A 14,136-nucleotide genomic window follows, 5' to 3' on the forward strand; every position below is an offset into this window, starting at 1 on the left:
GACCGCCGAGCCAGAGCTTGTCCGAGCCCGGCACCCGCCCCCACGGCTCGGCTCAGCGGCAGACCGCCGCGTTCGCCTGCAGGTGATCGCTCTCGCGCGTCATCCACGCCGTAGCCTCTGCTGTCGTCTTTGTCTGGTTGCCGAAATCGCAAATCGGGTCGAAGTGGTCGACGACGAAGTGCAGCCTGCATGACCTCTCGCCGATCTGCCGGAACCAGGTCACGCCCCGTCAGCATCAATGGCGAACTGATCATCGGCAATCGCCGCGCCGACGCGCGCAGTTTGCGTGCTGTGTGTCACGGTTGCGCCGCACAGCGCGACCGACACCTCGTAGCTCTCCACCTCGGCCGCTGTCGCTGCCTGCGAGGCGATCGCCGCGTCGAGATCGCCCCAGTCGCGCAGGTGTCCTTCCACTTCCGGATGCCGCGCGCACGCGAGTGCAACGTGCTCGCCCGCGACGATCAGCCCGCCGTCCATCGCGATCGCTGCGCCGGTAGCCTCGTCCACCATCCCGGTCAGACGCAAGCCCAGCAGCGGGCCGCCCACTGCCTGCTGCCGCCAATCCTCCACGTAGGCGCCCGAAGGCGCGAACTCGATCACCGCATTCCCGATCGCATGTAGCCTTGCCGGCTCCGGCCACTGGTTGCGAGGCTGGTAGCTGCTTTCGATGTTCCACGAGAGCAACTGTGCCGCATTGTCCCACACGGTATCGCCGATCCAGCCCTGCCGCTGCGCGACCGGCGTGGCCACGCCATGGGTCAGGCGCAAGTCGATGGTGAAGCCGGCCGACTGGAACCAGAAGACGTGCGTGCTCTCGTCCGTCGCACCGGTCGCAAAGGTGATGCTCTTGCGGCGAAACGCTCCGAGCAGATGAGGCGGGAACGGCACCTCGGCAAGCTTGGTCGGCAGGTGCGCGATCAGCTCCCGAAGGGTCAAGCGTCCGCCTCCGCCGCTTTCGGGCCGAAGCTGTCGAGCGCGATAGGTCGGTCGAGCACCAGCTCTCCATCTGCGATTCGCCGCTTCAGATAGGCAAACGTCTGTGCGGTCTGGTTGAACAAGTGCTCGCCGCTGTGCAGCGGTGCGTAGCGCGGCGCCTCGCCCGCAATCAGCGGTGCGACGACATGGTCGTAGTCGCACGAGAAGAACATCGGAAACGAGTAGCGCTCCTGCACCACCTTGCGCACGCGATGCCGGGTCGCGAGGTAGCGGCCGTTGGACATGATCTCCATCATGTCGCCGATGTTCATGATCAGCGCACCCTCGCGCACCGGCACGTCCGCCCATGTGCCGTCCTTGCGCAGCAGTTGCAGGCCCGGCGCAGTGGCGAAGAGCAGGGTGAAGCACTCGTAGTCGGTATGCGCACCGATGCCCGGGCGGTCCTCGGCAGTTGGGTCGTAGGGATAGTGGATCAGCCGCAACTGGCTCGGCGGCTGGCGCAAGTGTCGGTCGAAGTGGCCTTCCTCGAGCCCGAGCGCCAGGGCGAAGCTGCGGAACAGCGCTCGGCCAATCTCGCTCAGGTGGTGATAATAGGCCAACACGTCTTCACGGAACCCCGGCATCTGCGGCCATAGGTTGGGCCCGAGCAGGGGACGGCCTGCAACAGGCCCGGCGTAATCGCGATTGATGTCGTAGGCTTCCTTGAGGTCCGCCGTTCCACCGCCGAACTGCTCCTCGCCCACGGGCACATAGCCGCTGTGATTGACCGACTGCCCGATGTAGCTGCGCATCTTGGCGGCGTCGTCGAGCGCGAAGTACCGCTGCGCCCGCGCTAGCAGTCGGTCGAACAAGCCGAGGTTCAGCTGTGCGCCGGTGATCGTCAAGAACCCGACCTCGCCGCACGCCCGGTCCAGTTCGCGCGCCACCGCCATGCGATCCTCCTGGCTCGCGCTGGCGAGGCGCGAGATATCCACCTGGGGAAGATGCTCGATGGCGGTCACTGCGCGTCCTCGAAAGTGCGATACGAGCACTATGGTTCTGCAGGGTCATAGTGATAGACAGCACAATCCTATGAATCGCATCACGATGATCTATGACCATGGTCATCGCTGATTCGACGAGGCCCGATCCGCATGCCCGAGCCAACCCCGCTCACCGACAAGAAGTTCGCCAGTCGCGTCGACTGGAACCTCATGCGCACGTTCGTCGACATCGTGCGCGCGGGCGGCATCGGCGCGGCCGCAAGGCAGCTCAACAAGCAGCAGCCCAGCATCAGCGCCGCGCTGAAGCGGTTGGAGGAGCATGTCGGCGCGACGCTGCTCCACCGTACCGCGACCGGCGTGGAGATGACCGCCGCGGGCAAGGCGATGATGGCGCTGTGCGAGGACATGCTCGAATCCGCACGGCTGGTGCCGCACCAGATCGCGCAAGCGACCAAGCGGGTCGAGGGCATCGTTCGTATCCAGATCGTCTCTGCGCTCGTCTCGGTGGAGTTCGACGAGGCGATCGCCAGCTTCCACCGCCGCAATCCCGACATCCACATCGAGATCCGTGTCTCCCCCTGGAGGCAGGTACTCGACGCGCTGGAGCGCGGCGAGGTCGAGATCGGCGTAGGCTATGATGGCGACGTGCGCGGCAGCCTCACCTACGAGCCGTTGTTCTGCGAACGCCAGCAGCTCTATTGCGCGCGCAGCCATCCCCTTTTCGGCCATCGCGTACATCGGCTCAACGAGCTGAAAGACGAAGGCTTCGTTCTAACGGGCGAGGACGAGATCGAGACGATCACGCACTTGCGCCGACGCTACCGCCTCGGCACTCGGGTGAGTGGGCTGGCCGAGGACATCAACGAGGCGCGCCGTCTGATCGTGCAAGGCGTCGGCCTTGGATTTCTGCCTATCCCGGCGGTGGAGGACGATGTGGCGAAAGGCCGACTATGGCCTTTGTTGACCAGCGAGACCGAGCCTACCTACGACATCTACCTGCTCGCCCGCGCCGAGCCTTCGCGCGATACAGCGACCCAGCTGTTCCTCGACGAGGTCATGCGGCGCATTCGCGCAAAGCGCTGATCTGCCAGGGTCATAAAACTGACCTATGTCTTTCATCGTGATTTAGCGTCTGCCCGCATGGGCCTGTCTCCCGCACTCTGACCATGGTCGCCGCAGTGCGGCCCGGGTTCGGACTTGAGACATGACTGCGCTGAAGAAGACTTTCGTCGACCTGCTGCCGCCGCTGATGATCGCGGTGGCGCTGCTGTTCTGGGCCTATGGCCCCGCGGCGGTGCTCGACAGTCCCTGGACGCTGATGGTCACGGCGCCGCTGATCACCATCGTCGTCCTGCTGCTCGAACTGGTGCTGGAGCGCCATGCAGGCTGGCGGATGAACCGGCAGGAGTTCTTCACCGACTTGTTCTACGTGGTGCTCAGCGCCACCGTCATCACCTGGACCACCGAGGCTTTGGCAGAGGCACCGCTGCGTGCCCTCAAAGCCTCGCTCGGGCTCAAGACCGGGTGGGTGCTGGCGATGCCTTGGCTTGCCCAGGTGGCCTTCGCGGTGTTCGTGCTCGAGTTCGGGCAGTACTGGATGCATCGGCTGATGCACAACGTGACGCCGTTCTGGCTCACCCACGCGCCGCATCACCACCTCACCCAGTTGAACGCCGCCAAAGGCGCCGTCGGCAATCCGATCGAGCTGTTCCTGATCAGCCTGAGCGTGCTGGCCTTGTTCGACTTCGACAAGACTGCGCTGTTCGCCGCCTTCAACACCATGGGCGTGATCTCGACCTTTGCGCATGCCAACGTGCGGTCCAATCCGCCGATCTGGTACTCGTTCTTCTTCACCACGATCCGCCATCACAGCCTGCACCACTCGACCGACTACGAGGCAACGCGCTGCAACTATGGCAACTCGCTGATCCTGCTCGACCGGGTGTTCGGCACCTACCGTGAAGGCGAAGCCTCGGTGGTCGGGCAGGACGATCGCAAGCGCCTGTCGATCGTGGAGCAGACGCTGTTTCCCTTCCGGCCGCTGATAGATCGCATCAAGACACGTCGCGCGGTCGCGGTCGGGCAGCCGGTCGAAGCCTCCAGCCAGGCAGTGAGCGCCTGACCACCGCCGGCACCTTGACGGCGCCCTCGCGCACCCGGACGGTTCAAGCCGCGCGCGCTGCTTTGTCGCAGGGAGATCTTGCAACGGCACATCGCCTTGCCGCATCGCTCGTCGCACAGGACGCGAGCGATGCGGAAGGTCACTTCCTCCTCGGTGTCAGCGTCGCGGGAGCCGGGCAGATCCAGCTCGGTATCGAGCACCTGACCCGCTCCGTCACCCTGGACCCGCGCGGCGAATACCGCGCGCAATTGGCCAAGCTGCTGACGATGGTGCGGCGCGACGGCGATGCCGCCGCAACCTTGAGCGAGGCCGAGGAGGCGCCACCCACCGACGCGCTCAGCCGCGACACCATGGGCTGCGTCTATGCGCGCCTGGGCGACCATGCTGCCGCACTCGTCCACTTTGATGAGGCGGTTCGGCTGGAGCCGCGCAACGCCGCGTTCCGCTATAACCAGGCGACGACGCTGAACTTCCTCGGCCGAGTGGCCGATGCGGAGGCTGCGGTGGAGGCGATCATCGCGCTCTCCCCGAACGACGCGCGCGCGCACCACCTGCTTGCCGGCCTGCGCAAGCAGACGCCCGATCGTAACCATGTCGAGCGTCTGCTGCGCATGCTGGTCGGTGCGCAGGATGGGCATCCCCGCCTTCTGCTCGGATATGCTCTGGCCAAGGAGCTGGAGGACATCGGCGAGCCCGAGGCTGCGCTTGACCGCCTGCTGGCCGCCAATGCCGATCACCGGGCGACGCTGCCGTACACGTTCGAGCGCGACGCGGCGATGTTCGATGCGATCGAACGGCACTGGGCCACGCCGGTCAGCGCTCCGCCGCATGAAGTTGCGAGCGACGCGCCGATCTTCATCGTCGGCATGCCGCGCACCGGCACCACGCTGGTCGACCGCATCCTCTCATCGCATCCGCAGGTCGAGAGCGCGGGCGAATTGCAGGCCATGCCTCTGGCGGTGAAGCATGCCGCCGGCACGCGCAGCCGCACCGTGCTCGATCCCGAGACGGTCGCCGCCGCCGCTCACGCTGACCCCCAAGCGATCGGGGCGCGCTACCTCGCGATGGCGCAGCACCACCGCCATGCGCTGAGCCCGCGGTTCACCGACAAGTTTCCGGGCAATTTCCAGTACGCGGGCATGATCGCACGCGCCGTGCCCGAAGCCCGGATCGTCTGCTTGCGTCGCCACCCGCTCGACACGGTGCTGAGCAACTTCCGCCACTTGTTCGCGGTCAGCTCACGCTACTACGACTACAGCTACGACCTGCTCGATATCGCTGCCTACTACGCACGCTTCGATCGGCTGATGGCGATCTGGCGCGAGGCACTGCCCGGCCGCGTGCTCGAAGTTCAGTATGAGGATCTGGTCGCCGACCAGGAAGGCCAGAGCCGCCGCCTGCTGGCGCACTGCGGTCTTGAATGGTCGGACGCCTGCCTGGCATTCCACGCCAACTCCGCGCCGGTATCGACGCCAAGCGCCGCCCAGGTACGCCGTCCGATCTACACCGACTCGGTCGCACGCTGGAAGCGCCACGCCGCCGTGCTGGAACCCGCACGCCGCTTTCTCGAGCGTGCCGGCATCGCGGTCGACTGACATGCCCATCATCACCGCACCCCATTCGAAGGAGCTGTTCATGGCCTCGACCCGCAAGTTGGCGCTGGTCAGCGCGCTGCTTGCCGCCGCCGCGATCGGCAGTCCGGCTGTGGCGCAGAGCGCGCCCAGCACGCGGCTGATCGACTGCGGTGAGGAGAGCTGCCTGTTGGTGACCGGTCACCGCGAGCGTGTTTCCGACGAGATCCGCATCAACGGTCATCTCGTTGATGTACAAGGACAACGCACCTGGCGGGTGCGCCTGCCACTGGCAACAGTGCGCGAATGGTCGACCCCGTTCGCACGCCGGATCGAAGTATCGTCGCACCCTGCGCGGGCCCGCACGGACATGGCGCGGGCCGACACTGCCGAGCATGCGCGACTGCCGATCGGACTGTTGGGGCATGTGCCTGACTTGGCATCACTGGTTATTACTTTGGATTGAGCTGGATAATACTGTACTAATTTAAGCCGGAACCTTGTTCGGTTATTGTCATTATCGTCTCTCGGAGCTATTTTGAGCTTTCCGAGCCGTCGAAGAGCGGCCTGTTGATCCTTCGCAGGAGATGATGATGAAGTCTGGCCTCGTTGCCTTCGCCGCTCTTGCGCTTGCCACCTCGGCATCCGCAAACGCCACTGAAAATCCCCTGGCTCGTGACAAGGCCGTCCTGAACCTTCAGGGCCTTGACCTGTCGACCGCCGATGGCCAGCAGCGCCTCGCGATCCGCATGGATCAGGCCGCACGCTCGGTCTGCGGTGACCGTCTCGCGACCGTGCACCTAGACGCAGAGAGCAAGGCCCGTGAATGCCGCGCCACCGTCGTCGCCGACGTGCGCAGCCAGATTGAGGCTCGCGTCGCCCAGGCGCCGACCGCCTCGCGCACCCAGGTTGCGCTGGCTGACTGACTTGATAGCGCGCTCTTCCTCTTCTCTGTGAGGAGAGGGAGAGCGGCTGTTTACTTGCTAGCTTCGACCACAACGTTGAGCTGGCGATGTGTCAGTATTATACCAGCGTTTTGTAATACTGGCGGGTCATCGTCGCTTTAGACGAGACGGCCCTATGCGGCAGACGGCTTACTTGTAAGCCGAATGAGCAGATATCTTTGCCCTCGCGTCAGTCTCTACGCCCCCTCAAGCTGTGCTTGTCACACGATAGAAGCTGGGTCGGCATAGAGCATGAGCCCATGGCCCATGTTGAGCCACACTCCACTCGGTCTCCGGCCATGAGCCCGGTGCCAGTGTGTGCGGAACCTGTCACTCGCTACAGTCCGGCTTAGCCCTTCGCCGTCCGGTCTGAGCTTGTCAACGACCGCCCTCGACGTAGCGTGCTGAACGGGTTGTAGCTCAACGACGCACCGTCAGCCGCCATGCTTCGTCAAGCTGAGCATAGGCGTGTTGTGTGATGCTGCAGCGTTTTGACATGCAGCATCGCAGAGAAGGTGACAGTTTCGCTCTTCAGGCATGATGCGCCAACTCCGCCTTAGTCGAGCCGCCGGGCCACACACACACACACTTGGAGCTAAGCTCCGAGCAGTCCTACTTGCCGATCGCGCCCGGCTTGGCCCACCACGACAGCGAGTGCAGGTCATGCGCACTCGTCCACACGCCAGCTTTGGTAAACCGCAGCGCGCCACTGCCGACCGCCTTGCCGACACGCGCGCGGATCGCCAGCGTCTTGGGATCGATCACCACGAAGGTCTGGTCCTCGGTGGTGCGTAGCCAGACCTTGCCGCCGCCAGTGTCGATGTCGCCGTACTTAAGCACCGCGCCCACCTTGACCCGGCCGCGTAGACTGTTGGTCGTGGGATCGATGGCCGCCACGGTGCCGTCGCCTTGCTCCTGCACCCAAACGCCGCCTTCGCCGGCTGCGAGGAAGCCGGGCTTGCTGCCCAGCGCCACCGTCGCGACCACCGCGTTGGTGGCCGGATCGATGCGCTGGAGCGACGATGCCTTGCTGCTCGCAGCCCATAGCGCACCCTCGCCGAAGGCCAGGTAATGCGCGCCTTCGTTGGTCGGAATGGTGGCGATTACGTGGTTGGTTGCAGGATCGACGCGTGCAATGGCGCCCTCAGCCTTGCTGGCGACCCACACCGAGCCGGCGCCCGCGACCACGTTCAGTTCACCCTCCTGCTGATTGCCGATGCCGGTGGCGATCGTGGCGACCTTCTTGGCGGTGCGTGTGTCGATCCGCTCCAACGTGCCGTCGGCGCAGTTGGCGACCCACAAGTCATGGCCCAGCACCGCCATGCCACCGCAGGGACGGGTGATGGGCACTTCGGCCAGCTTGCCTTTGCGCGACCACTGCTCGACCCGGCCGCGGTTCGTGGCCCAAACGGTCTTGCCTTGCGGGGCGAGGAAGTCGGCGAAACCAGGCACCTGGATGATCTGCTCCTCCTGAGCGGAGGCGGCGACCGCGGCTCCTGCAAAGCCGACCGCAGCTGCGCAAACCAGTACCCGAAGTGCTTGCATTGCCATTCCCCTTTGCAGTGTATTGCGGATCGAACCTCAGGCCATCTGCGCGATGTAGGCGCGCCAGCCGCCCAGATCGGTGATGTCGCGCGCACCGGTGAGCGCACGCGGCTCGGCGACGAAGCCCTTCACGCTGGTGCCGTCGGCCAGCGTGACGTTGCCGATCGCCAGCGGCGCAGGCACTTCGACGACGAAGCTGCCGAACTCAGCCACGCCCAGTTCGTACACTTCGACCTTGATCGGGGCGCCGTCTTCGCTGTGAACCAAGGCGGGCTTGGGCGGCACGCTGTCGGCGATCGCGTACAGGCGGTAGTTGGGCGCGGTTTCGAACGCGCCGACGAAGGTCGCCTCGCGCGAAGTCAGCTGCCAGTGCAGCGGCATGTCCTTGAGGTGGGCGCCCACAACGGCGAGTTTCACGGTCTGCATCTTGCCCTCCAGATCGAGCGGGGGTGGTGAAGGAAGCTGCGCGGCAGCGAGATAGGCGTCCGCCACGTCGAGCAGGGCGCGGTCGGTGTCGGCCGGGCCGATCAGAGTGACCCCGAAACCGGTCGCATTGTCGCGCACGCCTGCGGGCACCGCCAGCGCGGCCATATCGAGCAGGTTCACGAAATTGGTGTAGCGTCCCAGGTTGCTGTTGAGCGCGACGGGGGCGCTCAGCATCTCGCCGACGCGGTAGGTGGTGCCGGTAGTGGGCAGGACCATCAGGTCGATGTCGCCCCACAGCGTGTCGGCATGGCGCTTTATTTCGGCCATGCGGTAGATGCCGTTGAACACGTCGACCGCGCTATAGTTCAGCCCTTGCTCGACCACCTCGCGAACGGTGGGATCTATGGCGTTGGGGTTGTTCGCCAGCATGTCGGAGATCGCGGCGGTGCGCTCGGCCACCCAGGGGCCGCCGTAGAGCAACAGCGCGGCTTCGAGCAGGGGCTCTAGGTCGATCTCGACGAGTTCGCCCAGGCCGGAGAAGGTCTCCAGCGCGCGCTCGTAGAGGTATTCGGATTCTGGGTCGCCAAAGAAAACGCGCTGGTCACGGCGCGGGACGCCGATGCGGCGGACGGTGACGGGGCTGTCCGCGCGCAGTTTTGAGAAGGGATCGGCTGGGTCGAACTGCGCCAGCACGCCGTCGACCAAGCGGGCGTCGGCGGTGTCGTCGGTGAACACGGTGATGCAGTCGATCGTGCGGCAGGCGGGCACCAGGCCTTGTGTGCTCCAGCGGCCCTTGGTGGGCTTGAAGCCGATGAGGTGCTGGAACGCAGCGGGCACGCGGCCCGAACCGGCAGTATCGGTACCGAGCGCGAACGGCACCAGCCCTGCCGCCACCGCGACTGAAGAGCCCGCACTCGACCCGCCGCTGACATAAGCCAGATTATGAGCGTTGCGTGGCACGCCGTAGGGGCTGCGCGAGCCGTTAAGACCGGTCGCGAACTGGTCGAGGTTGGTCTTGCCCATGCAGATCGCACCGGCGGCGAGCAGCTGCTCGATTACCGTCGCCGAGGCCTCTGGCGCATAGGCGAAAGCAGGGCAGGCGGCGGTCGTCTCGAGACCGGCGACGTCGATGTTGTCCTTCACGGCGAAGGGCACGCCCGCGAGCGGCAGTTCTTCGCCCGCGGCGATGCGCGAGTCCACTGCGGCCGCCGCGGCGAGCACGTCCTCCCGATCGGCGCGGCTGATCCAGATTGCGCGCTGGATCGCGTCATAGGCTTCGATGCGGGCGAGAGTCTGCTCGGCAACGGCGACAGCGCTGGTATCGCCGGCGTTGACGGCTGCAGCGATCTTCGCCGCGCTTTGGCGATGCAGCCCGCTCACGGGTGGCGCCTCAGCGCGAGCATGGCGGCGCCCGGTTGCAGCGATTGCCGCTCCTGCATGTAGAGGGCCGCGACCGTGCCGGAGCCGGGGCTCTCCACGGGAAATTCCATCTTCATAGCCTCCATCACGGCGATCGTATCGCCGGCCTTGATCTCGTCCCCGACCGAGACGAGCAGCTTCCATACGCTGCCGCCGAACGGCACTTCGATCAGGTCCGCGCCTTCGGGCACTTCGATCGCTGCGGGCGGAGCGGCGTCGAGATCGTCGGTGCTCGCGCGGTCGAACTCGCCGCTGGCGTGCCAGGCGGCGCGCTCGGCGTCGAAGGCGGCCTTGCGCTGCGTCTCGAATTGCGCGATCGAGTCCGCGTTGTCGCGCAGCATTGCGCGGTAATCGGACAGGCGGAACTCGGAGTGCTCCACTTCGATCGAGCGGCGCCCGGCGGGGAAGTCGCGGCGCCACTCGGCCAGTTCCTCGGCGCTGACCGGGAAGAAGCGGATCTGGTCGAAGAAGCGCAGCAGCCAGGGCTTGCCTTCGACGAAGGCGTCGGTCTGGTTGTGCGTGTTCCACACCTGGATGGTGCGGCCAAACAGCTGGTAGCCGCCCGGGCCTTCCATGCCGTAGATGCACATGTAGGCGCCGCCGATGCCCACAACGTTGGGCGGGGTCCAGGTGCGCGCCGGGTTATACTTTGTGGTGACCAGGCGATGCCGCGGGTCGACCGGGGTGGCGACGGGCGCGCCCAAATAGACATCGCCTAGGCCCAATACGAGATAGCTGGCGTCGAACACCACCGCTTCCACGGCGTCGGCGTCTGGCAAGCCGTTAACGCGGCGGATGAATTCGATATTGTCGGGGCACCAGGGCGCGTCGTCCCGTACGCCGCTGATGTACTTGTCGATCGTCTCGGTGATCGCGGGATCGCGCCAGCTGAGCGGCAGGTGGACGATGCGCGAGGGGATCGCGAAGTCTTCCAGGTTGCCCAGCTTTTCCTCGGCAGCGATCAGCGCGGCGAGGGCGGCGGCCTGGTCTAGCTTGTCGCCGTCGAAGTGGAACTGCAGCGAGCGGATGCCGGGGGTGATGTCGATCACGCCGCGGAGCGCCTGGCGCTCCAGTTCCTGCAGCAGCGCCTGGACGCGGATGCGCAGCTCTATGTCGAGGACGATGTCGCCGTACTCGACCAGGATGTTGCGATCGCCCTGCTGGCGGTAGACGGTGCGTGGGCGTACGCCATCCTGCGCCGGGATGTCGGCCAGGATCGGCGAGAGGCTGGTGATCGTCCGTGCAGTATCCGTGGGCACCGGCGTCTCGCCGGACAGCAGCGCTTGCTGCGCCATGTCGGCGGCGGCGGCGTCCTCGATGGTGACCGGCACGAAGCGGATGCGGTCGCCCGCGGTCAGCTGGCCGATCATCCAGCGGTCGGCGGCGATCACTACGAATGGACAGACGAAGCCGCCGAGTGAAGGACCGTCGGGACCCAGGATGATCGGCATGTCGCCGGTGAAGTCGACCGCCCCGATGGCGTAAGGGTTGTCGTGGATATTGGAGGGGTGGAGGCCTGCCTCTCCGCCATCGGTGCGCGCCCACTGCGGCTTGGGTCCGATCAGGCGTACGCCGGTGCGGTTGGAGTTGTAGTGCACCTGCCACTCGGCGCCGACGATGGTGTCGATATCGTCGGGCGTGAAGAAGTCCGGCGCGCCGTGCGGTCCGTAGAGCACGCGGATGGCCCAGGGCTCGCTAAGGTCCGGCAAGCTCGCTGCAACCAGAGCCTCGCCGACCGGCTCGGTGCCGAGGTGCAGCGTGTCGCCCGCGAGCAAGGGGCGCGCGGCGTGGCCGCCGAACTGGCCGAGCTCGAAGGTCGCGCGGCTATCGAGGTAGGGCGCGATGTCGAGGCCGCCGGCGAACAGCAGGTAGCCGCGCATGCCGCCGCCTGAGGCTCGGCCCAGGGCAAGGGTCTGGCCGGCGGCCACATCGGTTGCGATGCCGAGCATCACCGGTGCACCGTCGAGCGTCGCGCCGAAGTCCGCGCCGGTCAGGCAGACGCGAGCAGGAGCGTTGAACAGCAGGGTCGGACCGGCGGCCGTGATCTCCAGCCCCGTGGTGCCCTCGGCATTTCCGAGCAGGCGGTTGCCCAGGCGAAACGATTGGTCGTCCATCGGGCCCGAAGGCGGCACGCCGATGGCCCACAGGCCCTGGCGTCCCGGCCAGTCCTGCACCGTCGTCGAGGTGCCACCGCTGATCACGCGGATGCTGCGTGGGTGGTAGCCGATGGTGTCGAGCACGCGCGTGGAGACCTCGCCACTGACGAAAGCCTCGGTGCGCACCACATCACGTAGCCAGCGCAAGTTGGTCTCGATCCCGTCGACACGGCTCTTGTCGAGCGCGGTCTGCATGGCGGTGACCGCAAGCTCGCGCGTGGGCGCGTGGACGATCAGCTTCGCGAGCATGGGATCGTACCAGGCGCTAACGGTGCTGCCGGCGTGGACCCAGGTTTCGGCGCGGATGTCGGCGGGGAATTCGACCGCTGTCAGCGTGCCTGAGGTCGGGCGATAGTCGAGCGCTGGATCCTCGGCGTAGAGGCGTACCTGGACGGCGTGGCCGTTGGGTGCGGAGCGCTTTTCATCAAGGAAGGTGAAGTCGCCCGCGGCGCCGCGGATCATCCATTCGACGAGGTCGACGCCCATGACCTCTTCAGTCACGCCGTGCTCGACCTGGAGGCGGGTGTTCATCTCCAGGAAGAAGAACTCCTGGCGATCGGCGTCATAGAGGAATTCGACGGTGCCGGCGGAGCGATAGCGCGCCGCCTCGCCCAGGCGGATCGCGGCGTCATAAAGCGCGGCGCGCACTTCGGCCGGAAGGAGCGGCGCAGGCGCTTCCTCGACCACCTTCTGGTTGCGGCGCTGCAACGAGCAGTCGCGCTCGCCGAGCGCGACGACGCGACCTTGTCCATCGCCGAAGATCTGCACTTCGACATGGCGGGCGCGGCGCACGTAGCGTTCGAGGAAGACCCCGGCATCGCCGAAGTTGCCTTCGCCGAGGCGCACGACGGCGGCGAAGTTCTCGCGCACGGAGGCTTCGTCTTCGCACACGCGCATGCCGATGCCGCCGCCGCCGGCAGTCGCCTTGAGGATGACGGGAAAGTCGATCTCGCGCGCGGCCTCGGCGGCTTCCTCCTCATCGGTGAGGAGGCCAGTGCCTGGAGCAAGAGGCACGTCGTGGCTGGCGGCCAAATCGCGGGCGCTGTGCTTTAGGCCGAAAGTGCGGATGTTGTCCGTTGTCGGGCCGATGAACACGATCCCGGCGGCGGCGCAAGCCTCGGCGAACTCGGCGTTTTCGGCCAGGAAGCCGTAGCCCGGATGGATCGCGCCGGCGCCGGTCGCCTTGGCGGCGGCGATGATCTTGGCGCCATCGAGGTAGCTTTCGGCAGCAGGAGCAGCGCCAATGCACACCGCCTCGTCAGCCTGCGCGACATGGAGCGAGCCGGCGTCCGCCTCGGAATAGACCGCGACCGAGCGCAGGCCCATCCGCCGCAGCGTGCGAATGATGCGGGTGGCGATCGCGCCCCTGTTGGCGATCAGGACCGTATCGAAGCTCATGCCGCCACGATCATGCGCACGGGGGTGGGATTGAAGGCGTTGCAGGGGTTGTTGATCTGCGGGCAGTTGGAGACGACGACGATCACGTCCATCTCGGCCCGCAGATCAACGGTCAGGCCCGGCGCGGAGATCCCGTCGACGATGCCTAGCGACCCGTCCGGCTCAACGGGGACGTTCATGAAGAAATTGATATTGGACACGATGTCGCGCTTGCCGCGGCCTTCCAGGAGGTTCGCCTCCAGGAAGTTCTCGACGCAGGCATGCTGCGACTTGGTGTGATGACCGTAGCGCAAGGTGTTGGATTCGCACGAGCAGGCGCCGCCGATGGTGTCGTGGTACGGCACCGCGCTGGCAGCGATGGTCATCATCGGCCGGCCTTCGTTCGAGCGTAGCACGGTGCCGACGCGCAGGAACAAGTTGCCCTGCGCCGAGACGGTGTCCTGCATCGAGTAGCGCTCGCTGTCGTCCTCGCCTGAGTAGAGCAGGAAGTCGACGGCCTGGTTACCCTCGAGATCGACGATGCGCAGGGTCTGCCCGGCCTTGACGTGGTGCAGCCAGGGCGCGCGGGCGGGCACGACGACGTCGTGCAAAACGGTGCCGGGCAGGCCGGCGATGTGGGGATCAGCGCTCATGCTA

12 protein-coding genes are annotated in these 14,136 nt (G+C 66.1%); 5 read left to right on the forward strand and 7 right to left on the reverse strand.

Annotated elements, in window-relative coordinates:
- Nucleotides 1-52: 52 nt before the first annotated feature.
- From GV044_RS22140 to GV044_RS11685, 3 genes are read right to left on the reverse strand one after another with little or no spacing between them, the layout of a single operon-like run.
- Nucleotides 53-223, reverse strand: a complete 171-nt coding sequence (locus GV044_RS22140; protein WP_236554887.1) for a hypothetical protein — start codon at nt 221-223, stop codon at nt 53-55.
- Nucleotides 220-936 carry a hypothetical protein gene (locus GV044_RS11680; protein ID WP_236554888.1) on the reverse strand — a complete coding sequence of 239 codons (717 nt, stop codon included), beginning with the start codon at nt 934-936 and terminating at the stop codon, nt 220-222. The genes GV044_RS22140 and GV044_RS11680 overlap by 4 nt, the downstream gene beginning before the upstream one ends.
- Entirely contained in the window at nt 933-1,937 is a 1,005-nt protein-coding gene (locus tag GV044_RS11685; RefSeq protein ID WP_236554889.1) for an isopenicillin N synthase family oxygenase, read from the reverse strand. Before GV044_RS11685 ends, GV044_RS11680 begins: the two co-directional genes overlap by 4 nt.
- Nucleotides 1,938-2,069: 132 nt before the next feature.
- Between GV044_RS11685 and GV044_RS11690 the strand changes: the two genes are divergently transcribed.
- The 5 genes from GV044_RS11690 to GV044_RS11710 all read left to right on the forward strand — a co-directional run bounded on the left by GV044_RS11690 (nt 2,070) and on the right by GV044_RS11710 (nt 6,538).
- On the forward strand, nt 2,070-3,002 hold the full coding sequence (locus tag GV044_RS11690; protein WP_159869739.1) for a LysR family transcriptional regulator: 933 nt from the start codon (nt 2,070-2,072) through the stop codon (nt 3,000-3,002).
- Between the two features lie 121 nt (nt 3,003-3,123).
- Nucleotides 3,124-4,041 (forward strand): sterol desaturase family protein, encoded by a 918-nt coding sequence (locus GV044_RS11695; RefSeq protein WP_159869742.1) that lies wholly within the window; start codon nt 3,124-3,126, stop codon nt 4,039-4,041.
- 14 nt (nt 4,042-4,055) lie between these two features.
- A complete protein-coding gene (locus tag GV044_RS11700; protein WP_159869745.1) occupies nt 4,056-5,636 on the forward strand; it encodes a tetratricopeptide repeat-containing sulfotransferase family protein in 1,581 nt (526 codons plus the stop codon).
- 1 nt (nt 5,637) lies between these two features.
- A complete protein-coding gene (locus tag GV044_RS11705) occupies nt 5,638-6,078 on the forward strand; it encodes a hypothetical protein (protein WP_236554891.1) in 441 nt (146 codons plus the stop codon).
- Nucleotides 6,079-6,205: 127 nt separating this feature from the next.
- Nucleotides 6,206-6,538: a UrcA family protein gene (locus tag GV044_RS11710; protein WP_201299056.1), complete on the forward strand. Its 333-nt coding sequence runs from the start codon at nt 6,206-6,208 to the stop codon at nt 6,536-6,538.
- 630 nt (nt 6,539-7,168) lie between these two features.
- Here the strand turns inward: GV044_RS11710 and GV044_RS11715 are convergent.
- Genes GV044_RS11715 through GV044_RS11730 form a run of 4 tightly spaced genes read right to left on the reverse strand, consistent with a single transcriptional unit; the run spans nt 7,169 to nt 14,132 of the window.
- Nucleotides 7,169-8,101 carry a YncE family protein gene (locus GV044_RS11715; protein ID WP_159869751.1) on the reverse strand — a complete coding sequence of 311 codons (933 nt, stop codon included), beginning with the start codon at nt 8,099-8,101 and terminating at the stop codon, nt 7,169-7,171.
- Between the two features lie 36 nt (nt 8,102-8,137).
- Nucleotides 8,138-9,898 carry an allophanate hydrolase gene (gene atzF, locus GV044_RS11720; RefSeq protein WP_371741613.1) on the reverse strand — a complete coding sequence of 587 codons (1,761 nt, stop codon included), beginning with the start codon at nt 9,896-9,898 and terminating at the stop codon, nt 8,138-8,140.
- A gap of 5 nt (nt 9,899-9,903) precedes the next feature.
- On the reverse strand, nt 9,904-13,500 hold the full coding sequence (uca, locus tag GV044_RS11725) for an urea carboxylase (RefSeq protein WP_159869757.1): 3,597 nt from the start codon (nt 13,498-13,500) through the stop codon (nt 9,904-9,906).
- Nucleotides 13,497-14,132 carry an urea amidolyase associated protein UAAP2 gene (locus GV044_RS11730; RefSeq protein ID WP_159869760.1) on the reverse strand — a complete coding sequence of 212 codons (636 nt, stop codon included), beginning with the start codon at nt 14,130-14,132 and terminating at the stop codon, nt 13,497-13,499. The genes uca and GV044_RS11730 overlap by 4 nt, the downstream gene beginning before the upstream one ends.
- Nucleotides 14,133-14,136 lie beyond the last annotated feature (4 nt).

The sequence above is a fragment of the Novosphingobium sp. 9U genome, assembly GCF_902506425.1.
Lineage (GTDB): Bacteria > Pseudomonadota > Alphaproteobacteria > Sphingomonadales > Sphingomonadaceae > Novosphingobium.

Bases quoted from the DNA above. Each gene is read 5' to 3' on its own strand.
- GV044_RS11690 (WP_159869739.1), top strand. From the start codon at position 2,070: ATGCCCGAGCCAACCCCGCTCACCGACAAGAAGTTCGCCAGTCGCGTC.
- GV044_RS11695 (WP_159869742.1), top strand. From the start codon at position 3,124: ATGACTGCGCTGAAGAAGACTTTCGTCGACCTGCTGCCGCCGCTGATG.
- GV044_RS11705 (WP_236554891.1), top strand. From the start codon at position 5,638: ATGCCCATCATCACCGCACCCCATTCGAAGGAGCTGTTCATGGCCTCG.
- GV044_RS11710 (WP_201299056.1), top strand. From the start codon at position 6,206: ATGAAGTCTGGCCTCGTTGCCTTCGCCGCTCTTGCGCTTGCCACCTCG.
- GV044_RS11715 (WP_159869751.1), bottom strand. From the start codon at position 8,101: ATGCAAGCACTTCGGGTACTGGTTTGCGCAGCTGCGGTCGGCTTTGCA.
- uca (WP_159869757.1), bottom strand. From the start codon at position 13,500: ATGAGCTTCGATACGGTCCTGATCGCCAACAGGGGCGCGATCGCCACC.
- GV044_RS11730 (WP_159869760.1), bottom strand. From the start codon at position 14,132: ATGAGCGCTGATCCCCACATCGCCGGCCTGCCCGGCACCGTTTTGCAC.